Annotated in this window: 19 protein-coding genes and 1 pseudogene; 15 read left to right on the forward strand and 5 right to left on the reverse strand. The window is 50.8% G+C overall.

The window, feature by feature from the left end; translation table 11 throughout:
- Positions 1 to 167 precede the first annotated feature (167 nt).
- The 8 genes from J5286_RS22910 to J5286_RS22945 are packed head-to-tail and all read left to right on the forward strand — an operon-like array spanning position 168 to position 7,974.
- On the forward strand, positions 168 to 941 hold the full coding sequence (locus tag J5286_RS22910; protein ID WP_174080841.1) for a DeoR/GlpR family DNA-binding transcription regulator: 774 nt from the start codon (positions 168 to 170) through the stop codon (positions 939 to 941).
- 49 nt (positions 942 to 990) lie between these two features.
- Positions 991 to 2,556 carry an ABC transporter substrate-binding protein gene (locus J5286_RS22915; RefSeq protein ID WP_209193643.1) on the forward strand — a complete coding sequence of 522 codons (1,566 nt, stop codon included), beginning with the start codon at positions 991 to 993 and terminating at the stop codon, positions 2,554 to 2,556.
- A 57-nt stretch (positions 2,557 to 2,613) separates the two neighbouring features.
- Positions 2,614 to 3,561, forward strand: a complete 948-nt coding sequence (locus tag J5286_RS22920) for an ABC transporter ATP-binding protein (RefSeq protein WP_174080843.1) — start codon at positions 2,614 to 2,616, stop codon at positions 3,559 to 3,561.
- The gene (locus tag J5286_RS22925; RefSeq protein WP_174158414.1) at positions 3,558 to 4,565 is read left to right on the forward strand and encodes an oligopeptide/dipeptide ABC transporter ATP-binding protein; all 1,008 of its coding nucleotides are present in this window, start codon (positions 3,558 to 3,560) and stop codon (positions 4,563 to 4,565) included. The genes J5286_RS22920 and J5286_RS22925 overlap by 4 nt, the downstream gene beginning before the upstream one ends.
- The gene (locus tag J5286_RS22930) at positions 4,562 to 5,479 is read left to right on the forward strand and encodes an ABC transporter permease (protein WP_174080845.1); all 918 of its coding nucleotides are present in this window, start codon (positions 4,562 to 4,564) and stop codon (positions 5,477 to 5,479) included. The genes J5286_RS22925 and J5286_RS22930 overlap by 4 nt, the downstream gene beginning before the upstream one ends.
- Before the next feature lies 1 nt (position 5,480).
- The gene (locus J5286_RS22935) at positions 5,481 to 6,347 is read left to right on the forward strand and encodes an ABC transporter permease (RefSeq protein ID WP_174158415.1); all 867 of its coding nucleotides are present in this window, start codon (positions 5,481 to 5,483) and stop codon (positions 6,345 to 6,347) included.
- A 15-nt stretch (positions 6,348 to 6,362) separates the two neighbouring features.
- Positions 6,363 to 7,163: a glycerophosphodiester phosphodiesterase gene (locus tag J5286_RS22940; RefSeq protein WP_174080847.1), complete on the forward strand. Its 801-nt coding sequence runs from the start codon at positions 6,363 to 6,365 to the stop codon at positions 7,161 to 7,163.
- A 1-nt stretch (position 7,164) separates the two neighbouring features.
- A complete protein-coding gene (locus J5286_RS22945) occupies positions 7,165 to 7,974 on the forward strand; it encodes an inositol monophosphatase family protein (protein ID WP_374190999.1) in 810 nt (269 codons plus the stop codon).
- Positions 7,975 to 8,199: 225 nt separating this feature from the next.
- On the opposite strand, the pseudogene J5286_RS22950 reads toward J5286_RS22945, so the two are convergent.
- Positions 8,200 to 8,658: pseudogene (locus J5286_RS22950) on the reverse strand (helix-turn-helix domain-containing protein); the annotation flags it as partial.
- An 85-nt stretch (positions 8,659 to 8,743) separates the two neighbouring features.
- Here J5286_RS22950 and J5286_RS22955 point away from each other — a divergent pair.
- Positions 8,744 to 8,935, forward strand: coding sequence for a hypothetical protein (locus J5286_RS22955; RefSeq protein ID WP_174080849.1), 192 nt, complete (start codon positions 8,744 to 8,746; stop codon positions 8,933 to 8,935).
- A gap of 389 nt (positions 8,936 to 9,324) precedes the next feature.
- Here the strand turns inward: J5286_RS22955 and J5286_RS22960 are convergent, their stop codons facing one another.
- The gene (locus J5286_RS22960; protein WP_234908531.1) at positions 9,325 to 10,653 is read right to left on the reverse strand and encodes a glycerophosphodiester phosphodiesterase family protein; all 1,329 of its coding nucleotides are present in this window, start codon (positions 10,651 to 10,653) and stop codon (positions 9,325 to 9,327) included.
- Positions 10,654 to 11,104: 451 nt separating this feature from the next.
- A complete protein-coding gene (locus tag J5286_RS22965; protein ID WP_174158416.1) occupies positions 11,105 to 11,995 on the reverse strand; it encodes a hypothetical protein in 891 nt (296 codons plus the stop codon).
- A 215-nt stretch (positions 11,996 to 12,210) separates the two neighbouring features.
- On the opposite strand from J5286_RS22965, the gene J5286_RS22970 reads away from it, so the two are divergent.
- Positions 12,211 to 13,572 carry a hypothetical protein gene (locus J5286_RS22970; protein ID WP_209193644.1) on the forward strand — a complete coding sequence of 454 codons (1,362 nt, stop codon included), beginning with the start codon at positions 12,211 to 12,213 and terminating at the stop codon, positions 13,570 to 13,572.
- Positions 13,573 to 13,935: 363 nt separating this feature from the next.
- Positions 13,936 to 16,224 carry an FAD-dependent oxidoreductase gene (locus J5286_RS22975; RefSeq protein ID WP_245206685.1) on the forward strand — a complete coding sequence of 763 codons (2,289 nt, stop codon included), beginning with the start codon at positions 13,936 to 13,938 and terminating at the stop codon, positions 16,222 to 16,224.
- Positions 16,225 to 17,786: 1,562 nt separating this feature from the next.
- Here J5286_RS22975 and J5286_RS22980 read toward each other — a convergent pair.
- Positions 17,787 to 18,539: a RolB family protein gene (locus J5286_RS22980; protein ID WP_174080853.1), complete on the reverse strand. Its 753-nt coding sequence runs from the start codon at positions 18,537 to 18,539 to the stop codon at positions 17,787 to 17,789.
- A gap of 1,124 nt (positions 18,540 to 19,663) precedes the next feature.
- On the opposite strand from J5286_RS22980, the gene J5286_RS22985 reads away from it, so the two are divergent.
- The 3 genes from J5286_RS22985 to J5286_RS22995 all read left to right on the forward strand — a co-directional run bounded on the left by J5286_RS22985 (position 19,664) and on the right by J5286_RS22995 (position 23,349).
- Positions 19,664 to 20,200, forward strand: a complete 537-nt coding sequence (locus J5286_RS22985; RefSeq protein ID WP_110924660.1) for a RolB family protein — start codon at positions 19,664 to 19,666, stop codon at positions 20,198 to 20,200.
- 734 nt (positions 20,201 to 20,934) lie between these two features.
- A complete protein-coding gene (locus J5286_RS22990; RefSeq protein ID WP_245206675.1) occupies positions 20,935 to 21,456 on the forward strand; it encodes a RolB family protein in 522 nt (173 codons plus the stop codon).
- A 1,338-nt stretch (positions 21,457 to 22,794) separates the two neighbouring features.
- Positions 22,795 to 23,349, forward strand: coding sequence for a RolB family protein (locus J5286_RS22995; protein ID WP_209193647.1), 555 nt, complete (start codon positions 22,795 to 22,797; stop codon positions 23,347 to 23,349).
- 277 nt (positions 23,350 to 23,626) lie between these two features.
- Here J5286_RS22995 and J5286_RS23000 read toward each other — a convergent pair whose 3' ends face one another.
- Complete coding sequence (locus J5286_RS23000) at positions 23,627 to 24,676, reverse strand: SIS domain-containing protein (protein WP_209193648.1); 1,050 nt, start codon at positions 24,674 to 24,676, stop codon at positions 23,627 to 23,629.
- A gap of 623 nt (positions 24,677 to 25,299) precedes the next feature.
- Here J5286_RS23000 and J5286_RS23005 point away from each other — a divergent pair.
- Positions 25,300 to 26,592 carry an SDR family NAD(P)-dependent oxidoreductase gene (locus tag J5286_RS23005; protein WP_209193649.1) on the forward strand — a complete coding sequence of 431 codons (1,293 nt, stop codon included), beginning with the start codon at positions 25,300 to 25,302 and terminating at the stop codon, positions 26,590 to 26,592.
- Positions 26,593 to 26,992 lie beyond the last annotated feature (400 nt).

Here is a 26,992-nt window from a genome sequence, read left to right on the forward strand (position 1 = left end):
CTATTGGTTCTTGGCGTTCGCTGTGTTCCCTCGCTAATCGCCGTGCCGGGAACGCGTCCAAAGCCCTTACTCCACTGGAAAAACGTGTCATAAATCCTTCATTTGACGAAGATCTATTTCGCTCATACGTTGATTGATGTCGATCATTTCGAAGAAAGGAAGCGTCGGTGCTCAATGCGGCTCAGGATCGCCAAGCCAAAATCATAGAGCTGCTGCGTGAGGAGTCGTTCCTGCCGATCGGCAGGCTCACTGAACACTTCCAGATCTCGGTAGCGACGGCTCGGCGTGACTTGGGCGAACTCGAAGAAGTCGGACTCCTGCGGAGGACACACGGCGGCGCTGTTGGCATCAACCAAGTAGCCCAAGACAAGACGAATGCGGCTCGTGCCGTTTGGAACCAACCGCAGAAAGTAGCTATCGCTTCTGTGGTCTCCGGAATGATTGTCGATGGCGACACGGTGCTCTTGGATGCCGGCACGACCGCGCTGGAAGTTGCAAAGAAGTTAGTCGGCCGTAAAAGCCTCACGCTGATATCGAATGGGCTCGACATTGTTGCGGAACTCGCCCGTGTCGAGGGCCAGAGCATCTATTCCGTAGGCGGCGAGTACTCCGAGACGAACCGCTCCTTCCGTGGTCCGCTGGCTGAACATTTCATTCGCCAATTCAACGTCGACAAACTCATCCTCAATGCAGCGTCCATCGATGTCGACCGCGGAGTGATCTGCACCTCCACTCCGGTCAACGCGAGCATCGCCCGCGTCATGATGGAAGTGTCCCGGCGCACCATCGTCGTCGCGGACCATTCGAAGTTCACGAAGTCCAGTCTTTCGGTCATTGGAAAGATCGAGGATGTCGGCGTCGTCGTGACCGACGCCGGCATAAAATCGATTATCGACGCAGCCCCCGAAAAGCTGCGGAAAAAGTTCGTCATCGCGAACTAGGCACACCCCCATACCCGTCAACAGCATCTTGCCAAGCAGGAGACAACAGATGCTTTCGCCCAGCCGTAGGAACTTCATCATCGGAGCAAGCGTCGCAGCGCTTGCATCCACCACCAGCCTCAAATTTGCATTTGCACAGGAACGCCGTGCGCTGCGCATTGGCGTAAATGGCCTTCCCGCGACGCTGGAGCCGGTCAACGCAATCAGCAACGTCGGCCCCAGGATCGTCAATCAGATCTTCGACACACTGATCGTGCGTGATTTCTTCGGTGACAGTGCGCCGGGCAACGGCATTAACCTGATCCCCGCGCTCGCCGAGAGCTGGGAACGCATCGATGATAACGCCGTCCGCTTCAAGCTTCGGCAGAAGGTCATGTTCCACAATGGCGCGGAAATGACGGCCGACGACGTCGCATACACGTTCTCTTCGGAGCGTCTGTGGGGTCCGGAAGCGATCAAGACGATACCACTCGGCAATGCCTATTCGCTCGAGTTCGACGAGCCCGTTGTCGAAGACAAATACACGGTCGTTCTTCGCACGAAGACGCCAAGTCATTTGACGGAAAGCTACGTGGCGTCCTGGATGGGCCGCATTGTTCCCAAGGACTACTACAAGAGCCTGGGACCAGTCGGTTTCGGTAGCAAGCCGATCGGAACCGGTCCTTACAAGTTCGTCGAACTCGTCGCCGGCGATCGTGTTGTCCTCGAAGCGAATGACGTCTACTGGGGTGCGAAGCCGATGGCTTCGAAGATCACCTACCAGCTCGTGGCAGAGCCCGCCACCCGCGTCGCCGGCCTGATCAGCGGCGAGTACGACATCGTGACGACGCTGACACCTGACGACATGGACCTGATCAACGGTTATTCCGACCTGGAAACGCGTGGAAACGTTGTCGAGAACTTCCACATGTTCACCTTCAACATGAACCAGCCCGTCTTCAAGTCGAAGGAGCTGCGTCGGGCGCTCGCGCTGGCTGTCAACCGCCCGATCATGGTCGAGTCCCTCTGGAAGAACAAAGCCACGATCCCGCGCGGTTTCAACTTCCCGAACTACGGCAAGACCTTCGATCCGGATCGCCGGCCACTGGACTACAACATCGAGGAAGCTAAGCGGCTGGTGAAGGAAAGCGGCTACGACGGCACGCCGATCACCTACCACACGATGGGCAACTATTACGCTAACGCAGTTCCGGCGTTGATGATGATGATCGAAATGTGGAAGCAGATCGGTGTCAACGTGGTGCCCAAGATCTATGCCCCGGGCGCGGCTCCCAAGGATCCGGACAGCTACATCCGCAACTGGTCGAATGGCCAGTGGATGACCGATGCGTGGGCCACCATGGTCTGCGAGTTCGGACCTAAGGGCCAGGTTCAGAAGCGTTGGGGATGGCAGGCTCCGGCGGAGTTCAACGAGCTCTGTGTGAAGGTGTCACAGTTGCCGGATGGCAAGGAGCGCTTCGAAGCCTACAACCGGATGCGCGATATCTTCGAAGAGGAAGCGCCCGCTGTCATTCTCTACCAGCCCTTCGACGTTTATGCCGCTCGCAAGGACGTCAACTGGAAGCCCATCAGCTTCGAAATGATGGAGTTCCGAAACAACCTCAGCTTCTCGTAGCGGCACCCAATGTGATGGCGGTGCGCATTCGTGTGCACCGCTTCAGGGAGACAGTCCATGGCCAAGCTTCTGACCGTTCAAGATCTCGTCGTCGAGGTCCCGGCTCGCAAAATAAAGATCATCGACGGCATCAGCTTCTCCCTGGATGCCGGGCAGACGCTGGGACTTGTGGGCGAGTCCGGCTGCGGAAAGAGCATGACCTGCTATGCCATCGCGAACATGCTTCCACGCGGCATTGCCCGCACCGGGGGGACCGTGAGGTTCGAACGTGATCAAAACACTTCCTCCCATTCGAAGGATCCGACGATCGCGATGATCTTCCAAGATCCGACGAGCAGCCTCAATCCGGTTCACACAATTGGCTATTATCTGGAAACTGCCCTATCGCGCCATCAGGGCCTAAAGGGAAGTGACGCCCGGCTCGAGGCAATGCGCTTGCTGGAACGGGTGGGAATTGATCGTGCCAAAAGCCGACTGCGCGCCTATCCGCATCAGTTCTCGGGCGGCATGAACCAGCGAGTGATGATTGCACATGCTCTCGCGGCAAAGCCCCAGCTACTGATCGCCGACGAACCGACAACGGCGCTGGACGTGACGATGCAGGCACAGATCCTGCATCTGCTCGAAGAGCTCAGGGCCGAGACAGGGATGGCTTTGATGATCGTGTCCCACGACCTCGGTGTCATTGCGCGCCTCGCGGACCGGGCGGCAGTGATGTATTGCGGCAAGATCGTCGAGACCGCTCCTGTGACGGAACTCCTCCAGCGACCGGCGCATCCCTACGCCCGTGCGCTTATCGACTGCATGCCGAGTATCGATCCCGATGATCTCGATCCTCCCATCCCGATACCGGGATCGGTGCCTCTCCTTGATAGCCTTCCGGAGGGATGTCATTTCCATCCGCGCTGTTCGCGCGCGAGCGGAGAATGTTCCGTTCGTTTCCCAGCGCCTGCCGACATCGGTCTCGTCCACGAGGCTTCCTGCTATCATCCGGTGGTCGCATGAACACGCCTCTGCTCCAAACCCGTGATCTCACCAAGGCCTTCCGTCACAAGACCGGGTTCTTCGCCAAATCTGAGAGCCCGCTTGCTGCAAACTCCATCACATTCGAGCTCTCGCAACGGGAGCGTATCGGCGTCGTCGGTGAGTCGGGCAGCGGCAAGTCCACGCTCGGTCGCCTCCTCCTCGGGCTGACGCCCCCAACAAGCGGCGACGTATGGTTCGAGGGTGTCAATCACAGGGATCGCAGCGGACAGGAGTGGACGAAGTTTCGTATCCGCACATCGCTGGTTCAGCAGAACCCGTTGTCCGCCCTGAACCCGCAGATGACAATTGGCCAACAAATCACCGAAGGCCTTCTGGTCCACCGCATCGCAGATCGCGCCGGTGCGTATGAACGTGCGGCCGTGATGCTCGAAAGGGTCGGTCTCTCCAGCGCGATGATGGACCGCTATCCCCATCAGATGTCGGGTGGCCAGAGGCAGCGCGTTGTTATCGCTCGCGCCCTGATCCTGGATCCGAAGTTGGTCATTTTCGACGAGGCGGTGTCGGCACTGGACGTATCGGTACAGGCACAGGTCGTGGCACTTCTACGCTCGCTTTGGCAGGAACTCGATCTGGCCTACGTCTTCATCACGCACGACCTGCGTATTGTGCGCCACCTCGTGGACCGCATCGCTGTCATGTATCTCGGGCGGGTGGTTGAGATTGGGGACATCAAGTCCGTCTACGAATGGCCACGGCATCCCTATACCAGGGCTTTGCTCGCCTCAGTCCCGACTATGGATCCGAGCGTGCGCAACGTCGAGCCGCCGATCAAGGGAGAGCTCGATGCTACGAAAATAGCCCAAGGCTGCGGCTTCCGGTCACGCTGTCCGTTCGCAATCGACAGATGTTCGACGGATACACCTGAACTGAGAACGGTTGGCCGGCAGCAGGCCGCGTGCCACCTCGCTGAAGAGTTTCCACGATCGATCGCCGCCCCGCAGCGAAAGGAACTGGCGCTATGACATCGTTCATCCTCGCCCGGATCCTGAGAGCGTTGGTGGTCCTCGTCTTCACTGTCACGCTCGTTTTCGTCGTCCTGAGACTGAGTGGCGATCCCGCTCAGCAAATGCTGTCGGACAACGCCGGCCCGGATGCTCTTGCCGCTTTCAATGCCAAGTGGGGCCTCGATCGGTCGATACCGGAGCAATACCTGATCTACGTCGCCAATGCATCGCGGGGCGATTTCGGGATTTCGTTCGCCGACGGGCGCGAAGTCTTCACCGTCGTCAGCGAGAGGCTACCGAAGACGCTTCTCGTCACCGTGTCGGCATTCCTTCTGAGCATCCTGATCGGTGTTCCCGCCGGCATCCTTGCGGCGGTCCGACGGGAATCGGCGGTCGACAAGGGTGTGATGGCGGGCGCGGTGCTTGGCTACAGCATTCCCAATTTCCTGCTGGGTCTTGTGTTCATCTTCGTATTCGCTGTGTGGTTACGCATACTTCCGAGCTCAGGCAGCACCACGTGGAGACATGCGATCCTACCGATCGCGACGTTTGCTCTATTCAACGCTGCTGCTATCGCGCGGTTTATGCGCTCGACGTTGATCGATGTTCTCGGCCAGCCCTATATCGCTGCCGCGCGCGCTGACGGTATTCCCAGTTGGGAGATCATTCTGCGTCACGCATTGCCGAATGCAGCTATCCCCATGGTCACGACACTGGGCTTTACCGCCAGCGGCCTGCTTGGCGGTTCTGCGCTGATCGAGCCCGTTTTTGCATGGCCGGGGCTCGGCAGCGGCTTCGTCAGTGCCACGAGCACGGGAGACCTCCCGGTGGTTCAGGCGATGATCGTCCTGTTCACCGCGTTCATGGTCACAATCAACCTGACCGTCGATGTCCTATACGCGGTCCTCAATCCGAAAATCAGGAAGCACTGACATGGCGATTGCGACAACCTCCCGTATCTTCCGTGGCTCGATATCGGCACCCTTCCGCCGAATGCCTGCGAGCATCGCGCTGTGTTGCCTATGGATCGGGATAGTCGCGTTCATCGGCGTGACCGCGCGATGGTTGGCGCCCTTCGACTATCTCAGCCAGGATCCACTCGCCCGGTTTGCCCGACCCTTCGTATCGGCCAGCCATTTGCTGGGGACCGATTACCTGGGTCGTGATGTGATCAGCAATCTCCTGATCGCCACTCAGACGACCTTGATGATCGCCATCATCGGTTCGGTGATATGCGCTCTGATCGGAACGAGCGTCGGTCTGGTCGCAGCCCATTTCGGCGGCTGGGTCGACAATGTGGTCATGGGCTTTTCCGACGCGATGGCATCGGTACCCTTCATCATCATCGCGCTTGGCGTGCTGGCCTTGCTTGGTTCCAGCCCGCTGTTGTTCGTCTTCCTCGTTGGCTTCGCCAACTGGGAACGATATGCGCGGCTCACCCGCGGCCTTGTCATCAGTGCGAAGGAAGAGGGCTATGCGGAAGCAGCCCGGATTGTCGGGGTTCCAGCTCGCCGCATCTACCTTCGCCACATGCTGCCAAACATAGCTGGTCCGCTGATCGTTCAGTTCACCGTGAACTTCCCGGAAATCATCCTTCTCGAAAGCGGGTTGAGCTTTCTCGGACTGGGCATTCAACCGCCGGCCACCAGCCTTGGTCTCATGGTCGCCGATGGCCGCAATTACTTGGCGATCGCCTGGTGGCTCTCCGCCTTCCCGGGCGCGGTCATTGTGCTGACGACCCTCTCCATCAGCCTCCTGGGCGACTATCTACGCGATCGGCTCGATGCGCGGCTCCGTTAAACGAAAGGAAACAGAATGAATCCGTTGAGAATGACCATAGAGAACATGCGGCTTGGAGGGCATCGAGGCCATAGCGCGGGAGCGCCGGAGAACACTCTTGCTGCATTCAGAAAGGCATTTGAATACGCCGGGCCTCTCGCGACCTGCGAGACGGATCTCAGCATAACGAGCGACGGCGAGCTTATCCTGATGCACGACAAAACTGTCGACCGGACCACTGATGGACACGGTGTCGTACAGAAGATGACCTATTCGGAACTGTCGAAGCTGGATGCGGGTAGCTGGTTCAGCGACGAGTTCGCAGGAGAGCGTGTCCCAAGGCTCAGGGAGGCGCTGCAACTCGCTCGTGAGCTTGGCATCATCTACCAGGTCGAGCTCAAGATCTACGATCAGAACGAAGTGTTTTTCCCAAAACTGCGTGCACTCATCGATGAACTGGGTTGCGCCGATCTCATGCAGTTCTCCTCGTTCGATTACGTCCAACTGAAGGCCGTAAAAGAAGCCATTCCCGAGGTGCCGACCGTCGGTCTGATGCACTCTCGTCTGATCGATCCCGCGGCCGTTGCGCGGCAGGCCAATCTCGATGCCATGAACATCGAAGTCTATCACTTCGCCAGTGGCGAGGCGCGTCAGCTCCATGAAGAAGGCCTCGCCGCGTTTACCTACCTGCCGGCCGGATACCACGAAAAGCTCATGCAGTATGGCGTCGACATCGAATCCCAGGTCATTCAATGGGTTCGTGAGGGCCAGTTGGACCAGCTCCTTGGCGACGACGTTGCACAGGTGACCAGACTAAGGGACAGAGCCCGTGGCTGATATTCGATCGTCATCTAGACCAACACGGCCTCTCGAGGCAGTGGTGGAAGAAATCGCCAGGGAGGCCGGCAAACTGGCCCTCAGCCACTTCCATTCGTTGGCAAGCCTCCCGGTTGAGAGCAAGGGTCACCTCGACCTCGTTACCGAAGCAGACAAGAAGGTCGAGGAGTTCTTGATAGCCCGCCTGCGGGAAGTCTTCCCGGACGACGGTGTGTTCGGCGAAGAAGGCGGAGAAATTTCCGGCAGCTCCGGCAGGATCTGGGTCATCGATCCCATCGACGGAACATTCAATTTCGTACGCGGTAGCCAGAATTGGGCGGTCTCGATCGGTCTCTACGAAAACCGCCGACCATCGTTTGGCGTCATCCATGCTCCGGCGAGGGATCTGACCATCGTCGGGGGAAAGACCATCCCGACCCAGCTCAACGGTAAGCCTCTCAAGGCACTTCCCGCTTTGGACATGTCGCGCGCCTCCACGGGCTTCAGCTTTCATCCATCCGTATCAACGGCTGACCGCTTGGAGGTGATACGATTCATCTCGGATGATCTGGGAATTAGTTTCCGCTTCTGCGGAGCGGCCACGATTTCCTTGATCGAAGTGGCGATGGGCGAGACAGATGGCTACGTCTCGGTCGGAGATTCAACTTGGGACGTCATGGCGGCGCTTCCCATTCTTGCCAATCTCGGTGTCTCCCATACGATTGATTGGGACAGGATCAATTTGCAGGCCAAGCTTCGGTTCGCTTGCGGAAGCAACGCCTTTCTGGAGAAGGTCAGACCTTTGCTGGAGAAAATGGCGATGGCTGCTTAATACGACGCTGCGCTATCAGAAGAGCTCGAACGCTGGCAGATCCAGAGGCGAACCAATGCACGGCGATGTGTCTGCGATCAATCGATATTGTTGGACGGCGATCTTGAGGCTCTCCTCTCACGGCCGCGAGGACTGGGCGTTGGGCAATCCACAAGGGAGGGCTAATCCATAAGAAGAAGCCGCATCCGGTTGTTGTACGGCAGGAGGCAGGCAGGGGAAGAAGCAGAAGCGGCGACCGTGGCGCCGACGGGCAAGCGGCGGCCTGCATCGCGCTCGACGTTTCGCCAGGCGCGGCCACAGCTTGATGGCCTGGCCGTCTGCGGAACAGGCGAATTTGTAGGTCGTCTGATAATTGACGCAGATCGGGTGGCGCTCCAGCCGCATGCGGTCGGCAATCTGCTGTGGCGACCAGTCATGCATGATCCGCTCGATCACCGTTTGACGCACATCGGAGAATCAGTCGAGCTTGTGCAGCTTGGCTCTGCGCTCACGTGCCATCTCGCTGGCAGTCACGCATAGCCGCTCAGATCCGGCATCTGCGGATCCTCAAAAACATTCCGCTTGAGCTCGCGGAAAATCGTCGAACGATGCCGGCCGAGCTTCTCGGCCATGACTGTGGCGCTCATGGCCAGCCGCTCGCCAGCGGCGTCCATCCATGCCGATCTGGGAGTAGGCACATCTCACGAGCATTCCTTGCGCGTGGTAACCCATTGGTTTCTATCGAAAGTCGCACTCCGTCCTTGAATCACCCACTAATGCGGACTCTGGGATGATGGAATCGGCCGGCTTTGTCGTCGACGAGCAATGCGATCTTGAAATGATCGAGCGCACCATGGCGGACGAGCTAACACGCGCCCGCTGCGCCTCGACCTACAGAAGAATGCATTTGCGGAACGCCACGATGACGTCACCCAGCGCAATGACAACTCCATTCCTATGCGAGCTCAAGATGCTGGCTTGATGGCGGCGGTGGCAGGATATATGCTTTTGTAATCGCCAGAGAATGCGACATCATTTGAGACCTTCCACACTCTACTCTTTACCAAGGTTGCCCGACATTTCTGGCTAACTTTTTCTGTAGTGTGTATTTCATTCAGTGGTGTTGTACCAAGAAACGTAGAATTCAACATGATTGGATGTAGTATAAGATAGTGTATTTACAAAACCATTAGGCTTTTGGAGAAACATTATTCTCGTGCAATTGATTATATGCCAATATTTATAGGAGAAATAGCATATTACTATTTCAGAAATCGATAATAGAGTGTTAAGACAATTACAACAATCATCACACTGTAACTGAAATTACAAACGCCAAATAGCGCCGTGGGGCACTATTAGTGGAAACAATTATTCGAATTTTTTAAAACCTATGACATCGAGATGTGGGCAGCGATGATCAACATTCCGGTGGATATCTCGTTTACGCCACTCCCAGACTGCCATGTCATCCTCAGGGCGGTCTGAGATAACCCAATCGGCCATCGCCGCTGCATTGCCCGGCGTTCCATAACCACGACGAATGTGTTTTCGTTCATCTGTCTCGCGCTTCACTGCCCTCCCTGTCATGAAGTCGATGCCATACTCTGCTCTACCGCCATGTTCCAGTTGGTCAGAGAAATCGTAAGACCTCGTTACGGCCATCAGCTTAAGGCAAGGATGCATCTTTCGCACATCAGGGTCCTCCTTCACGTAATAGGCAAGGCGAACCGCGGCGTGATCTTCGTTGAACGCTCTGATCACTTCCGGATTCGTGCACTGACCCAATTGGTCACTTTTTACCCCAGCGAACACAATATGAACCGCAACGATCCTCATCGTCTGCTTGAGAATTGAATCGATCCAGGCCCGTCCAGCTGCATAAAGGTCCTCAACCGCGAGGTCGTCGAGATGGAGTAACTTCGCTAACCTAGGAAGCTCGTGGGGAAAAATCGCCGGCATCAGTGCAATGGTTTGCCGCCAGTCAGGTGCTGGGTCGGCACCTTTAACGGCATCGACGAACGAGTCGCCGTCGGAGTACTTAAATGTATAGAAGAGTAGCACCACTCGTTGATGATATCTCGGACGATGGCTGAGCCAAGCAGTAATAATGTGGGCTTCAAATTGGCGACCATCCAAAAAGACGGTCGCAACCGGATTAACCTTGAAAACGTTGTCGAGGAGAGGCTCAAGAAATGGAACGAAGTCGTTCGTGACGACGTATGAATCGCTAATTCTGCCCTCTGAAATCTCGCGAATGATTACCGGCACGTTCTCGATCTCACGATAGGGCATCTCCCGGATCGGTTTGTCTGGCAAAGTGGTGACACGCCACAAGTTGAATTCATGCGATACAATGGGCATATTGTCCCGAGTAAGCGCAACATCCAATTCGCAGAGATTCCGGTTACCTTCTCCCAGCGCAGTCAGGATCGAAGTTTCGGTACATTCCTGCACACCTTTCCCTAGGTTGTACATTCCGCGGTGTTCTATCACTTGAAGAGGCAATGGTTCGTGGAGCCGTTGAAGAAGATTCGCCACCGAATGTCGTTCAAGAACGTCCTCGGAGGTGACGCCCGGTGGGAGATCCCACTGGAGTTTCCACTCAGGCCACCCCTTCTCTTTCAGGGAAGACGGTTTGCGCTGACAAAGGTGTGGCATAGCAACATCAGCAGTTATCGATGAAGAACTTCCATCCATGTGAGCCCTTCGAAGGAATGGAGATTGAATTGAAATTTCGAAGAATTCGATGAGCTTGAAAGTGATGTTAATTCGGAAGCTGGCGGTGAAAATTATATCTCTGCGTTTGTTTAGAAATAAGGCAAATATATAGTATATTAAGAAATAGCTGTTGCATCTAAGATCAATACCAATATTATATATTGGTGATAGGTGTCATGCGAACTAAAAAATTTAATATCAATTAATTGAAGTCGCTGGTGGCGCGCATATCGAGCATATGGATAGAATATTTCCTGCATTTTAGGAAATAAGACGTGCCAGAATCGACTGGCAATTTTAAAATACGTGACAACTATACAAATTTATTTTATTTCATAAAGGCAATTATTTAAATACATCAAGTTGCAAGATGACGACAACAGCTTCTCTCAATGGCGAATGAAACCACTACAGACTGTTCAGATGTGATTTACAGAGCAGGGCCAGTGGATCGAGAAACGTCATCAGTCTCTGAGATCGGAAGAAGCTCTCCAAGTTCGCCAATAGTAGCAGCAAGCGCATCCTCACTAGGAATAACGAAGACGTTTGGTCCACCGGGCTTGGTGTCTGCAGTGCCTACCCAGAACGCGATGCCGTTTTCCTTGTTGCCAACGGCGGTCAGCAAATCTCTATCGTTTTCACCGTTGCCGCACGCGATATGAAATCCGATCTTATGAGGGAGTAGATTGACATAAGCGAAATAGCCGTCGCGTTTGCCGGGCGTTTCCTTGGGCATGAGACAATGACCCTCCGACACTGCGACTGCCCGGAAAGCACGTCTTGAAGGATCATCAATGCGCGAAAGAAGCGATGAAAGCAGATCTCCGGCTGATTGGTAACTTAGATGGGAGTCCCACATCTGACAGCCGTAGAAATGCTCCATTGGAATGTTGCGGATTCCGGGAGTGTTGCCGAGGTTGCTCTCCATAACCATGTGGACAGGCTCCCAATTGGGTGGGGGAACTGATTCAAGACGTTTACCTTCGAAGATTGTGACCGTCCCGTCGTTTCCTTGAAAGCCAATACCCGGAATTGCTTTAAAGGGCGAGCTAGCGATCTCGCCGCCGTGACGAGCGGAAGTGAGCAATAGGTAGTGCCCCTTACCGGCAATCTTGGACAAATTGTCGATGATATTGATGGCAGGATTAATTTCCCAGCAGTGACGGCTCCGATCTTGTTTGAATGTGGTGCCATCGCCATCAAATGCGAGTAGGGCTCTGAGAGCCGGATCCGCAAGATGGCGTTGGAGACGTTCGGCGATATCGGGAATGAGATAGCCAAGTAACATATCGGGAGCGATGTGGGTAAATAGGCCACGCAAAGAAGCCTTTAAATGCATGCAGCAGGAAGGAGTTGACTTTATTGGATAGAGAAACCTCTTACTTAATGATGCGTTGTCCTGTCATTATTATTGTGGCCCACAACTATGACATATAGTTGCGTACAGAGGAGAGCTGTATTATCTGTTGACTTAATACGGAACAACAAATCCTCTCCCTTTTTTCCCAAGATCTTGCCCTTTTCTTCCCCGTTATCATGCCTGCCAGTGATGCAGCTTGCGCCGCCGCCGTCGCGTTCCCTGAAGGAGACTGGAAGGGAGAACTCGCTGCGCTGCAGGTTTTGCATGACCCTGTTGAGGTGCTTAAAACCGCTGTCGGCAGAGGTCTTGGCGGCATATGTAACGTCGTTGCTGCAATGAATCCCGAAAAGGTGAGAGGCCTCGGCGAAATCATCCGGCGGATGCCTGCTCTAAATCACCGCATTGCCGTCGCCGCCGGTGAAACTCCTGTACGAGATCTTGGAATAGGGTACCAGTGCGCAATCTGCCACCCCGACATAGCAAGTGCGATCCTAGCCACTTCTGACGGGATCAGCCAGGCTGTCCGTGAAAAGATCGAGAAAGAAGTTGCTGAAGATATTGGAGAAGGCGCCGCCGTCTACATCTTCGTTCAGCCGAGGATGAGTTCCAGAAATTCTCCCGTTTCCGTCCATTTCACCCTCCAGTTTGCGAGATCCGGAACTCTCGCTGATGCCAGAATGCTTGAGAGTTACAATTCTATGAAAGGCAATGGCACAGTCACTGCAGAACTCTTGAAAAATCATTGGAAACAGCACGGGATCCTCAGACCAACTCCTCGTCCGCCGGCGTCAAAATTTGAAGCCCTTTTCGCTCCTGTCCCCGACAACAGCAAGCTGGCCGCCGCCGATTTCACCCATCTTGGCTTGGTTGACCGGGATCGAGAACTGCTTGGCAGTACCGTCTTCGCGATCGCCGCCAACAAGCCTCGTGGAACGGTAGTTTATCAGTGCGACAAGGTCTTGTATTTGGAAGTTGACGTTGAGTCGCACCGTACCTTAGAGGTGCTCCACCGCCTTGGCGAGCACGTATATGGTAGGGGTGGTTCCACCAGTTTCGGTCTTCACACTGGCCCTTCCTCCTGCCTCAATCTTTCTGCTGCTGCGCTTACTTCATTTTTCAAACGAGATGATCTTTGTTCTGTTCCGTTAAGTGGTGTTTTTGGTCTCTTCTGTGATCAAGCCAGCCGTGCTTATGCCGCCAAGGAAAACGGACTTCCGCTCACCGCCTTCGCTCTCGAGAATGAAAATCAGTTTGAACTCGTCGATCCTCAGGTTGTCAAAAAATATGTTCTCGGTCTTTTCGACGCCCCGACAATGGTTGTGCCCCGCGATCCAAGCAGAGCGAGCTTCTGCAGCCAATATATAACTTTCCGGGAACCACATCCCTGTAAAGAGTTTAATGAAATTGGTGTTCTAATCCTCGATGCTGCTGCTAGAATGCTCGAACGTTATGCCAAATTCCTAGAAGACGGTGGGAGCGACGATAATGAAATTGCGAGCATCAAAGATGTATTTGGTTTAACTGATAGTAAATTATGAATACGATACAAAACAGAAGAAGTAACTGCAGTTTCAAATGTGTTTAATATGTGTGTTGTTTTTGTATGTTGAATTCCTTTTTGTCAATATTATTGGCGTGGTCGAAATTGCATAAATTCAGGCCGTAATTTTCCGGCCTTTTTGACTTTTCGTTCATCTTTTTAATTTTTGACTTTTTCTAGGGGACAGCTTTATTTATTTTCAATAACATGTCGCCATTTAAGTATACATCAGCATAAAAAGAAATAACAGTAGAAAGTTTTCGAATTATATATGTTCTATCCAGATTTACATTGCTAAAGTATGCCACTGATAACCAAAAGAGCTCTCTAATTATCTCTAGCAATACTCCATACCTACGTGATGTATCTTCCGTATAACCGCCCCCGCTTCCCCCTGTTTGCCATTAACAGTCTACCTAGTGCGGCCAAATTGAAACGAGCAATTTCTCAGGCCTTTGTCTGCTATGATCAGTTCTGCGATGAACTTTTACAATATCAGCAAAGGTGGACAGATTGGGTGTTCGACCAAGGATTTGCAGAAACCATAGAAGACGTGGCGCTGGTGTTCCAGATTGAACCTTGCCTTCATGGTCCCCGAACAGGCACACTAGAAGTGCTGAGACCTCGTCGCACCCAGGTCTTCATTTATACGTCGTACCGCCGGTTGTGCCACTTTGTTAAGAACCGGTGCATTGCTCAGCCTGGAGATGCCGTACTGGCTTGCATGATCCCGCCTTACGTGAGTGACCTCTCACTGCAGGAAATGTCTCGAGCCCACAATAGCTTTTGCCCAGGCAGTTGCACGACCATTGCAGACGTACAGTGCTTTATTGCCATCCAACTCAGCAGCCTATTTGTTGATGAGGGCACATGTGATCTGCATGGGCGAAATGGCTTAAAAACAACCGGCCGCTTTTTTCGTCGTCCCGCTGAGTGCTTCAGCCGTTACGACATAGTAGCTGTAGGGCCAGTGCTCTTCCATAACGCATTGGATAAGCCAGCGAACTACAATGAGAATCTTTCCTGCTTCGATCTGCGGTACGACTATCAGGTTTTCCTCCATGAGCGCGATGCCCATGATTGCGTGGGGCATTATCCGGAAGGCACACCACTACCTAGTGTTGCTATCGTAGGCGGTGGGCTGTCTGGCCTTGTTGCTGCCACAGAACTACTTAACGCTGGCGTCAGGGAAATCGCCCTTTTTGACCCAATTGATGAGGTTGGGAGTTTGGGCGTATCGCCGATGCCAAACGGCGACGCTCACCAAGTCTTGACGTCATTCGGTGTCATGCCCATCTCCGGCAACCAAATTTGCCTGTCATACTATCTGGATAAGTTTAGAATTCCCTCCAGCCTTCGTTTTCCTTGTGCTGGCAGCGATCACACAGCACTCTACTTCCGGAATAAACGCTACGAATGGCCGGCTGGACAAGCTCCACCGGGTGTACTTCAGCGGGTATGTGCAGGGTGGGAGAAGCTACTATACCACGGGTGTGAACGGAACGGCAGGAGGCTGATCGCTCCGATGGATATCTTTTCCATGTTGAAAGGTCGGCGTTATAATGAAGCCTCGGAAGCACGGTGGGCTTGGCTCAGGGAGTTTTCCAATTTCACTTTCCATGCCGCTCTGGTCGAGATCTTCAGCTGTGGTGTTGAGAGTCCTGGTGGCGCGGCGTGGCAAATTACCCAGGATTTCGAGGTTTTCGGGATAATGAGATTGGGCGGCCGTCGAATTTCTTCCTGTTACACCCTGCTGTTTTCGACAATCCTGGACTGGATAATCAATGGGTACGAGGAGGACCAGCATATTTCTGTTGGAGGGGTTCATCTTTTGCAGGCTCTGATGCGCATTGAAATATTTAAGAGAAAAGCAGGACTCTGTTTTGACCCCCTGCGTGAAGTAGCCAAGGAGGGGGGGAAAGTGAAGGTATGCATGAGAGATGGCCGTTCGCGCGTTTTTGACCAGGTCATCATTGGCGGGCGTGCTGGGTCCGTTTCAACCAATATCACTCCGGTTAGCCATGCAACCTGTGTCGGCTATGATATCGGACCGCCCGCTGGGAATTCGTCCGCTACTGTTAACGCAGCACTGTTCATGATCACGAAGCAAAAATTCTGGCTTGACGCCGATATCCCAGCCTTGATTTGGACGGATGGGCTTGTCCGTGAGCTGTGTTGTATTGACATCGAATCGCCATCGGGAGAGGGACTTGTTATTTTTCATTATGAAATGAGCGACTACTTATCCCGCCCAATCCGGTCCGATGAGAAGAAGAGAAGGTGCTTGGAGTTAGTCAGGGAACTTGCGGCTGCCTTTCCTGAACTGGCTTGTCACTTGGTTCCCGTCAACGAAGACTACGAAGGATATGTCTTCGACGGCCACCTGACGGATGGTTTCAAGGCATCTTTGTGGAGGGAAAATTCTCTTAAAAAATGTCAGTACATCCAAGATCTGCCTGTGGATAAATCTCCTTTAATGGAGGATGGGGGAATTTGCCTGATTGGCAGTAACGACTGCGTAAACGGAGCTTCGTTAGAAGAGCAGGTTAAGACGGGCATCATAACAGCCTGCGCCGTCATTCACAGCACCGGCGGGACACTCTCTTCACTCCATCCTCTGGATTGGAATAAAATATATTTTCCTGCTTGAGTATATTAATGTACTATTGCGTATTAATCCCGTAGGCTTGTAAGCTGCTCAGCGGCATCGTATTTTGGTTTTCTATGAATAATCAAGTTTGTCCTTATTTTTGGTATTACACCCTGCTTAAAAATATTTTCTGGGTACATTTAAGACTGACACTAATTAGATTCCAAAAAATTCCATCTTTGACTATTAGCGCTGTGATTGATGACATTAAAGTCTTCCAGAAAAATGCCTTCGTGATTTGCTTGTCCCCCACGTGCTTTCGCATCTTGACAGCTAAAAGCGGGCCCCTTGACAAGAGCACTAGCCGGCCACGCAATTCGAGATATTCCCACTAACCCCAATGAGGTCATTGCACTCGTCAATGGCAGCCGCCCCACTTGCATTCCCCACTATACCTTTTGGGGTCCACTAGCCGCTAATTAGGACTGCATATATTTGTGGACGAGCTAAAATGTCACTATCGCCTTCTGTTCAAATTTCATTTTCACAAGACTTTAATGTTGCCAATTGAGCAGGCTGAAAGAAAATCCGCAATCAACGGAGAAACGTTAGCAGCTAAACAAAAGAAGAATGCTTCATCATTGCATAGGGCCTACAACGACCATGCCTTTCGGCGGTGGGCCTGCTTTTACTTTCCATTAGTCTTCCGCAATCTACCAAATAAAGTCCTATATAGATCCATTTACCAGAACAAAGGATTATTTAGATCATGCTGTAACGCTTCAATACTGTGAGTGTTCTTCATCTTTGTTTAATTTTACAAGCAACGTATTTTCTGATATCTACCCTTTCTTATTTTTCAGGATGGAACTAGCCGGAATAAACGTTGCCGGTATGGCTCAGACGTTTGGAGAGGTATCACTAGTCCTTTCCGACCTAGTTCGGCGGGCAAAGGTCAAGAAGAGGAAGGCCAAACGCGTGTCGCCGGGCGATGTTCCCCCTGACCAAGTTGCAGAGCTTGATGATCTGAGCGTCACTCCCCTGGCTGTGACTTCCCCGGGGCCTTCCGTGATGGTCAACGATCATCGAATTGCTACGAGGGGACGCTTTGTTGGTGCACCGGAAAATTCAAACCTACGGGATTAATACGCATTTCTAAACAAACCTACGGGATTAATACGCACGTGGCTCACCATGTCCGATATTATCTCCCCCCAGCGGAGATGATTTCGATTATATTATAATAAGCTGTTGGGGCCGCAGTGCGATTATTTAATTTTCTATATAGTACTTTAACGTCTCTCCAAAATGTATTGGAACGTAGAATAATATCATACAATAGTATGTATGTTTTCAGTTATATTAAATGTAATCGTGTTAAGCATTTGCAGTTGTATCGATATGTAATAATGTTCTTCAAAATATTGATGTTATGTGTAATAATTAAGAGAAAAAGCAGAGGTAAACCTATTATTATTGCGAAAACATTTATTAGAATAAACAGGTCAAACACATTGGGGCGTATGCTACAGTTCCCGAAGGAATCGTAAGGCTACGCCAGAGAACATGGAAACCACGACAAACTCATAGATAAAGGTGGCCTGCAAGGAGCTCAAGCCGCCTTAGGCTTCATTCTTCGGGTATACTATCTCAGGCTTCATCACGTCTTCTTCGCTTTGCACTGAGAGCCGCAGGTTTAAGTCTGGCTGCGCTGCCGCCGGAGGTGGTACCACACGGTCGCTTTCATCGAACTTCGTAAGGCCGCAGGCTATAACGTCATAGCGGCGGTTCTCAGTGCCTAGCCGCACAAAGAACGCGCAAGGTGCCTCTCTCCCATAAAGGTTGGTCAATTTTGCCTCAAGCAAGTGGACGAATAAGGTACTTGCAAAAATAGCAATGAAGCATTCCAGATCAGATTTTACCATGCGCCGGAGCGGCCAAGCAAGGTTGTGAGCATGGAGCAGTGCCTTGACCGAAAGGTCGCAACGATAGGGTTGAATCGTCGTTGCTACGACGGCCTCCATTCCAAACGTAATCGATTGTTCCCTCAGCACTTTCTGCATTTTTTCGCGAGAAAGATAAACAAATACATGTTGCTCCCTCTCTCGGGCTAAATCCGGTTGGCTGACAAACATGGGACGGTGATAGCATAGTTGGTTCTTTAAAATCTGAGCTAACTGTTTGAGGATATTCACCGGTGGCGAGTTTTCCTCCAATTCAAGAACGTCTCGAGCCCACCCCTGCTGGTACTCCATGAGGGTTTTGCCGTAGACTTGGCTATAGGTGATAAAGGCGAAGCGGATCTCCTCGCATAAGTTGATCTGGTTCCAGGCCTGCGTCAGATTTCTTGGGTAAAAGCGTGGAAGGAAGTGCATGTGGGTAGGCATTGCGATGATGAGTATGAACCAACTGCAAGTTCCAGTACCATTTAAAGGACGGTGCCGGACCAATCAGCCACAGTCTCTGGTCGGGAAAGCAAGAGTCAGTTTGGCAATAATTTCCATCCCACCAAAATCGATGCTCAAAACATGGCGGCCATGAAACATGGATCAAGCAAAAATGCTGCATGCTTGGTGGTTCACGTTGATAGTAGTGCGCTTGCTTTTTCGTATTTTTTTGGCGTTATTAAAAGTTGTTTCTAAAAGATTCCCATAATGGGGAGGGGTGGGGGCAGAGCTTAAAATTGCTGGTTATTGGGTTTGTAAAAAGTTGAATTGGCAGCTGTATTGATGGTTGTAATCACGAGGCATTATTATTTTATGATTAAGATATGAAGTGCTTAATACTAATTAAAAATCTTTACACGTGCGGCACAGGACATAAATTATGCAAAATGTTAGTAACTATCAAACACATGGCTAGGCCAAACTGAATGTAAATTATTGAAATCAACGTGACCTTATACGATTTGATATTGTAATGATGAGACAAGTACTCCATCAGAAATTTGATTGCCCATTCTGACACGGGCTTTAGATGTGAAGCCATGATCCGTTTTAGAGCCCAAAATCAACATAAGGCCCAAACTGCACTTAGCCAGAATAAATGAATGCTGTCTTTGTCATGTTTTAAATGAGAGTCCAATGAAAAAGCGACACCTGTTTGGCTTGGTGCCGACAGGCCTAACGTGGGGCTCAGGTTGAAAAAAGTGGCCTCTTTTCGCAGCATAAATAAAGGTAGGCGGGTGTACTATAATTAATGGAAAAAGAGAGATTCTGTTGATGATATGCCACCATTATTGGACATCAGAACCTATTCCCATCCGTGCTTTTGCTAATGTGCAAAACTCTGATTCATTTAAAAGAAGACACGTGCTAATATATAATTGTTTATAGAATGTGCGACGTGGTACGTCGGTAGCCGTTTTATTTATTATTAGTTTTTGGTGCATCTATACCCATCTCTATGTTCAACTTTATCTATAGTACATAACATCTATAAATAGTAATGGTGCTTTGAGTTATGGGTACAAGCCACTTCTGTTTCCCACTTTTGTAACATGGCTGAAGTTGACCTGTGTGCTCTCTTTTCCAATCTTAGGGTTAAGGATGTGGCGTCAAGCGATGAGCTGATGAAGCACATCCAAAGCGTCTCAGACGAGCGGGTTTCCCTGATCGAACTCGGTGAGAACCCGTCGATGGATATCGACGAAGAGCATCCTCCCCAAACGCCTGAGACACTGTTCCTCTACGTTGACTGCCCAACGATGATGCAATGCTTCTATGGAGGGTGGTTGCCCTACAATTCGACGCATGGAGCGCTCCTCACCAATCTGCCGCCGTACCAGAAGAATGTAAGTTTCAATGAAGTGAATAGGGGGCTTAGGGAGGCATCAGGTTTCGTCGGGTACGAGGATCCTATCCGGAGCGCCTACTTCGCGGCACTTAGTTTCCCTGGCCACGTCGCCAAGCTGGATGAGCAGTTGAGGCTCACTTCGACAGACGGAGAGACTCTGATCTTTGACCTCTATGCAACCCGGCGGCATGAGCTCGACCGTGATAAGGTGGTAAGCCATGGTGAATGCATGTTTGGATAAACTGGTTGCAGTCGCTGATCTGAGGGTGCTGATGTCGACGATGGCCCAATGTGTCTACTTGTTTTACTTATTAGTAAAATACTGTAATAAGTATCATGGATATGGTCAGATGCGACCTATGCTATTGATTGAGTTGTCTTTTGTTTCTAGTTGAACGGTCATTTGTTTGAAATTAAGCCTTTTCTGTTTGACATTTGTTATGACTTTCTTAGGCTAGTTTTAATCGTTCTCACACAGCCGCAATATATGACCACACTGGCCCACTCGCCGTAAAAGATGACTTATTTACCGAAATTAGCTACCGAACTCTCAAAAGAAGTGCCGACATGTTTTCCTTACCATGTAAAGTCATACTCCTTGAAAATCGATAAATAACGACAAAAAAGTAGCCTAATGTTTTCAAGACTAGCGTGAATTCAACATAAGGAAACCAAAAAGTCGGGAAGGATGACTTTTGTTCCTGAATTATTTGAACACAATGGGGGCTACTGATATTCTGTAGCAAATAGAAAACGTTTTAAAGCAATATGTCCTTGGAGTAATAACCGGAAGAAAATGTCATGCCCAAATAATTTGCGTTGCTGACACTATTGACCAGCCACCTTTAAATAACGTCTGCTTCCCATGCATTTTTGCCAAGTTGAACAAACCTAAATATTTGAATGGCTCGTTCTTACGGTCGCTCTCGACGGTTTCATATCGATGAGTTTCGTTGGATCAAGGAGCCCACTCGATTGAAGGCTCAGCTTCTAAATGTGGTGGAGGCCCACAAGTCTGCACAAAGAGAGACGTTAAAGTACTATATACCATCTGCAGCTGAGCATTGGGCTCATGCAGAGGCTGCCTATGTCAACGATGCGGAAATGGAGCTGCATCAGGCTGGGTGGAAGTATCCTTTGTCCTTCGTCTTTACCTCCCTGGACGTGGCTAGAGCCTGCAAGGAGAACAAGCACCTCTTGTGCAAGGAAGATTCGGATGGGCAGCTGTTCGCCTGCGCCGTTCCTCCTTATCAGACAAACGTATCACTGGCGGCTTTAAGGGAAATTCACAATTCCGTTTCGGGAGGAGAGTACCAGGAACAAGAAGACATGGATTATTTTGTGGCGATTTTCCCAAATGAAAATTTTCACTATGAGAGTTGTGAAATCGTGACACGAAGTGGCGGCAAAGGAATTTGCAAGATTTATAGCAGGGAACTGGGGGAGCCTTTAGCTTATGATGCCATACTGGCAATCGGCAAGGTGCTGCTGGAATAGACAGTGCATCGCATTATCTTACTTGGCTTATATCCTGCATCTTTCGTTTTACGTTCCCGTGTGTCGGCCACGTTATTGTGGTAAAATAAAAGGCTGATATAAAGCCTATGTAAAATTCGTTATAGTTTTGGTATTCGTACTATAAGTGTTGTATGCAGTCGATGACAGGTTATATTACGTAATATATTGTATTGTAATCAATAATAGTACAGTGGAGTGTGCTTAATGAAAGATCATGTTACGCAGCTATTTATTATTCAATATGCGATGACAATAAACAAAAGGTGACAACGTGATAATAATAACGGCGGTTTCAGCGATTATTGGGATATGCGCTGGCCCGATACACTTAAATAACACAGACAGAATTTGAGAGAGCACGCAGGTTGTAGCCAAGTTGAGTGACTTGCCGGTAGCACCAAAGCCAAGCTCAGGTGTTCCAAATAGACTGGCGTCGAGGCGACGAGCACGACGACCTTGCCGGAGATTGCGGTCGCAGGGGGCTCAAAGCGGGTGGCTTGTAACGGACCCTGTGCTTCTTGCCATAGCTTTCATTGGGCATAGCCATTGGGACGGTTGCTGAGCAACGGGCAAATCTGTTCTTCCATCTCGCTCGCTTGAAAAAAATGCTCCGTCGGCAAACGGCGGAGAGGATGCCAATTCTTAAGGGAGTCAATGGACTCGTGCGAATGGTGAGCATGCCGTCCTGACTATCGGCGTTCCACAAACAGTCGATCAGCAGGCCATTCTCTATAGCCATTCTCAATATGTTTTCCAAGTTCTTAAAACCTGCCTTTATAGCATTGATCTCCCAGCACTCTTGATAGAGTCAATTTAATATTCAAAAGAAGATTTTAGTGGACATGGAATATAATCGCGTGGCCGAAGACGAGCCTTCAAAATCAGAATCCACTAGGATAAATAATAATATCTAAAAAGCATCGAATTTTGGTTAGGCACGAGAGGCTGACGCGGATACAACTCAATTGCTAGTGGAAGGGTTCCTGTTATCTAGCGCATCGAATTCACCGTTTCACTATATGCGTTCCTGATTGGCTGATCTGCGGGACCACCATTGACTGACACTAATATCAAAAGTGGGGCTGCTCCAATTATGATGCTTTGTGAGAGGTTCCCTTCCCAATACATGCACGCTGGCAGATTCGGATAAACAATTGAGATATGATTCCATTATTTATTTATTTCGCATCTCGAAAAGTTCACAGAAACCAACAAAGAGGAGGCCGGGTGTTAAATACTCTGCAGCTGTGCTCTAAAATGATCAGAAGAGAATTTACAGCTGGAGGCACAAAACACTAATCCTGCAAAAGTATAAGCATGGCGGATGAGTTGGAGCGTCAATTGCAAACTATTTCTCTCATTACAGTCCTGGGCCCGGATGTAAAGGCGGGGCTTGAGGCGGCGCTACTAGACTACCGCGAGGATCTCGACAGCTGGAAAAGCGAGGGTTACCCGGTTGCAGATCTCGATCAGACTGTGACGGTCGACAAGCTTCTTTACATGTATATGGATGCAGGAACAGCAGACTGGTGTGTAAAGAATCGATTCCTTGTTTGCAACAATGGCAATTCAACCGCAAAAGTAACCTCGCTTCCACCATACCTTTCAGGCGTTACAAGCGCCGAGGCGTATGAGAAACTCAACTCCATTGTTGATGGGAGTGTCGCCCCCCAATCCCGTGGGCCTCCATGCTATTTTGTGGCGTTCCCGCCCAGCAGTTGTTTCGAGAAAAACGGTGAGATATCGGTGCGCACAGTGGACGGCGAGCGCGGCCCCTTCGATGTCTTTACCCGGCAGCGTCAGCCACAGGATCAGAGTGATATGTTTTTTAAATATGAAGAGATTGTATGTGCTGGAAAGAGTGTATTTTAATGATATTAGAATTTAATAGTGGAAATGTCATGTAATTCTGCGTTTATGATGTAATTTCTTTGTGGCATCAATAAATGTACCGTCGTTATGTTGATATGGCAAACAAGTAAGTTATAACAATATTTCTTATATAACGATTAAAATAAAATACAAACGTTTATTTGATTACACAAATGTATGAAAATACAGACATAGTGCACACGTCGCAGGAGAAAAGATGACACCACTGGCCGGATATTTTTGAGCCAAGGATAGGTCTGCCCGGGGGCGAGGGCGTTCATATAGCCCCCATGGAGCGGTGACAATTGTAGTAGTCGTACTTTCCCATGTGCCGCAGCGGATCCTTCATTGTTTTCCCTGAAGCTTCCGCTAGGATCGGTGCCCATGGCTTCAAAAACGCCTCGCAGATCAACGGACCGATAACTGTTCCAATCTGTGAATCAATGCCCGACATATCAAAGCCCGCTGTCTCTATTACCTCGTAGCTTATCTCGCCCTCTTTGAATCGGGTGTTGAAGAAGGTCTCAACATCCAACATTTGAGGCCTGCTGGCGTCAGTGGGGATAATTAAAACATAGTGACTACCCTTCTCCGGGCGGACAGTTTCAACAAAACTGTGGAAGAAGTCGGCACCATCCACTGTATGAATTTCGAACCCAAACCTCTCCTGTAGGACGCACAGCCCAAACGCATGAGGAACGATCCCGGCGCATCCCGAGGCGATGAAATAGATTGGTTGAGCCTCTGCAAATCTTGCAGCAAACGCTGTTCCAGGCTCGACGCCTTTTTCTGCGGCCTTAAACAAGGCAACTGGAAGTGCCTGCAGAGATGAAATAAGAACCGGAAGTAGTGCCCAGTTCTCTCTTTCCTTCAGAATGCCACCAATAAAAGACAGTATGAGCATATGGATAGCTTGGAAAGTTTGAGTTGTTTTCCCCGTGAAGAATGCCTGATGACCGAAGGAGGCGAGTTTTGAGCTTGCAGATGTCGTGAAGACAACTGACTTGCAAGCCTTGTTCTTCAAGAACCCCGCTGCGTCGACAGTTTCCGGTGTCATCCCTGACTTCGAAGACAACACGACAAGCGTCGCCGGATCATCCACCGCGTGCGCGTTGACCTGCAGAAGATTCACAAAGGTTGCAGACGCGTACACCTCATATCTGAGGTTCCGGCTGACCTCTTCAATATAATGTTTCAGACTCTTCGCGATTGCTAGACCGGCCCCGGCAGAGACGAATAGCACGCGCTCGATTCCCGCTGACGTGGCGCGTCCAGATTCAGCGACCGCTTCGAGCTGTCGGATCGTCGTGCTCAGCTGTCCAGTCATTGCAGACGCGCTTGTGGACGACGGCTCATACAGCAAATCCATTGTCTGAGATCAAGTCGCTGTTCTAGTCTAAGGTGAGTGGAACTGGTGTTTCTCTGATTTTTGAAGCGGGATGTGTCCAAGCGGAGTGCAATTTATACCAATCAACGAGGTGGCTCACGCGTCATTTGTTGCGGTAGGTGTACCCACCTTGCTGAGCTGTCGTTTCCGTGTTGGGCCGGCCTCGAATATATAAACCGTAATTGAACGTCAGCGCTTACGCATTCCAACGTGGCAGGGAATAAGAACAGGATAGAGTTGGTGCAGGTTTGCTGGACGAATCACAAATCCCTGAACGCGGTTGGTGGACCATCTCTTTTGGGGTGCTGACGGCATAGGGGCCCAGTTTAGGTGTAAATGGCTTTTGAAGGTGGCCAGATATTACGAGTTCCCTATTCCAGCGATTAAAAGATAACGTAGGGACCATGCCAGTTGGCCAACTGACTATAAGGCTTGCATAGAAGGCTTGCATAGATCCACGCGCTTGAGGAGGTTCGTATCTCTCACGCGCTGACCGATATTAAAAGCACCCTAGTCAGGCCATCTCTATATCGAAATAAGACTTTCAGATATCGCATCCTAGAATGCCGATCTCTCTCGAGTACCTCGGCCCTGCCCAAGCACCAGCCAGTGTCGGCGACTTTTATTTCCTTCGCCACGGCAAAACCGATTTGAATGAGAAAGAAGTATTCGTGCAAGGCGAGAAACATTGGGGTGTACAGGGCGCCGGCACGAACATCGGTCTAAATGAAACCGGCAAACGGCAGGCGGTCCTCGCCGGCAACGTTCTGCGCAAACTGCCCATTGGCAGTGTCGTCTGTTCGCCGCTTCTACGCGCAATCCAGACCGCTGTAATCGCTAACATCGGATGCCTCTGCTTTGAAATTGATGATGACCTCAAAGAGCGTGACTTTGGCAAGCATGAGGGCGGCTATGGGCCACTGAAGATGTTTGAGGAAAATTATCCAGATACTGAGAACACGGAGTTGTTCTCTATGCGTGTGGCAAAGGCCCTTGCCCATGCCGATACTGAAAACACACTCTTTGTTTCCCATGGAGGCGTGCTCAGGGTTGTCGCTGCACTTCTTGGCGTAGAACTTACCAAGGAACATACGGACAACGGACGTGTTCTTCATTTCAGACGCGGGTGTCCACAGTGGACTGTAGAAATTCACCAAAGCCCGGTGATCTTGATTAGCGGTCCAAGCCGCGGCATCGGCAAAGCGATCGCGGAAAACCTGATTGTGCACGGGTACCGCATGAGCCTCGGCGCCCGGAGAGTGAAAGACCTCGAATCCGCTTTCGGACCACAGAGCGAATGGCTGCACTATGCCCGTTTCGATGCTGAGGATAACGATACAATGGCGGCATGGGTGACCGCGGCCGTCGAGAAATTCGGAAGGATCGACGGTCTCATTAACAATGCTGGTTGTGGAGAACCCGTAAATCTTGAGAAAGATATTGATTATAAGCAGTTCCATCGGCAGTGGCACATCAACTGCGTGGCTCCGCTGCGAATGACAGAGCTCTGCCTACCATATCTCTGTGAAACCGGATCTGGCCGCGTAGTTAACATCAACTCCATGTCAGGGCAGCGGGTACTGAATCCTTTTGTCGGTTACAACATGACGAAGCATGCATTGGGAGGCCTCACCAAGACCACTCAGCACGTTGGTTGGGACCGCGGAGTGCGAGCGATAGACATCTGCCCGGGCTTTGTTGCCACCGAAATGAGTGCCTGGACTGACCTTATTTCGAGTAATGACATGATCCAGCCCAATGATATAGCCAACCTAGTTCGTGAAGCAATTGAGCGCCCAAATCGTGCGTACGTGCCGAGAAGTGAGGTCATGTGCATGAAGGAATCGATCCACTAGTATGGCATGAAGATAATGTTTGCGTGTATTTTACTTATGTATTGTGCCGTGGCAGATGCTTTGTAATAAAAGTTTGTTAAATATCATTTCTTTTTGAGTAAATATTTCTCATTCGCCGATTATGCGTAGTGTTAAATTGAGGGGTCTTTTTAATTAGATGATTTAGCTTAGAGATAGGACACTCTGATGAATTCAGATTCATCGATCCGTCTCTTCGATGGAGCGCTGGTCCTCTAATCTTTCAGACAAAAAAATTCGGCAGTGATATCGCCGCGTATCATTAGGAATCGCTCACGCACAGCTGTCCTGTTGCGGCCTCTGCATACTTCCGGGACGGCACTTTGGATTGTCCCCGCACGTCGCTGTCATCTGACCTGCCTGAAGTGCTCAGCGAAGTGGG

The organism is Rhizobium sp. 16-488-2b (assembly GCF_017741815.1).
In the GTDB taxonomy this organism is placed as follows: domain Bacteria; phylum Pseudomonadota; class Alphaproteobacteria; order Rhizobiales; family Rhizobiaceae; genus Rhizobium.

Bases quoted from the DNA above. Each gene is read 5' to 3' on its own strand.
- J5286_RS22920 (WP_174080843.1), top strand. From the start codon at position 2,614: ATGGCCAAGCTTCTGACCGTTCAAGATCTCGTCGTCGAGGTCCCGGCT.
- J5286_RS22985 (WP_110924660.1), top strand. From the start codon at position 19,664: ATGGCTGAAGTTGACCTGTGTGCTCTCTTTTCCAATCTTAGGGTTAAG.
- J5286_RS22995 (WP_209193647.1), top strand. From the start codon at position 22,795: ATGGCGGATGAGTTGGAGCGTCAATTGCAAACTATTTCTCTCATTACA.
- J5286_RS22940 (WP_174080847.1), top strand. From the start codon at position 6,363: ATGAATCCGTTGAGAATGACCATAGAGAACATGCGGCTTGGAGGGCAT.
- J5286_RS22955 (WP_174080849.1), top strand. From the start codon at position 8,744: ATGATGGAATCGGCCGGCTTTGTCGTCGACGAGCAATGCGATCTTGAA.
- J5286_RS23005 (WP_209193649.1), top strand. From the start codon at position 25,300: ATGCCGATCTCTCTCGAGTACCTCGGCCCTGCCCAAGCACCAGCCAGT.
- J5286_RS23000 (WP_209193648.1), bottom strand. From the start codon at position 24,676: ATGACTGGACAGCTGAGCACGACGATCCGACAGCTCGAAGCGGTCGCT.
- J5286_RS22930 (WP_174080845.1), top strand. From the start codon at position 4,562: ATGACATCGTTCATCCTCGCCCGGATCCTGAGAGCGTTGGTGGTCCTC.
- J5286_RS22960 (WP_234908531.1), bottom strand. From the start codon at position 10,653: ATGGATGGAAGTTCTTCATCGATAACTGCTGATGTTGCTATGCCACAC.
- J5286_RS22915 (WP_209193643.1), top strand. From the start codon at position 991: ATGCTTTCGCCCAGCCGTAGGAACTTCATCATCGGAGCAAGCGTCGCA.
- J5286_RS22970 (WP_209193644.1), top strand. From the start codon at position 12,211: ATGCCTGCCAGTGATGCAGCTTGCGCCGCCGCCGTCGCGTTCCCTGAA.
- J5286_RS22925 (WP_174158414.1), top strand. From the start codon at position 3,558: ATGAACACGCCTCTGCTCCAAACCCGTGATCTCACCAAGGCCTTCCGT.
- J5286_RS22980 (WP_174080853.1), bottom strand. From the start codon at position 18,539: ATGCACTTCCTTCCACGCTTTTACCCAAGAAATCTGACGCAGGCCTGG.
- J5286_RS22935 (WP_174158415.1), top strand. From the start codon at position 5,481: ATGGCGATTGCGACAACCTCCCGTATCTTCCGTGGCTCGATATCGGCA.
- J5286_RS22975 (WP_245206685.1), top strand. From the start codon at position 13,936: ATGTATCTTCCGTATAACCGCCCCCGCTTCCCCCTGTTTGCCATTAAC.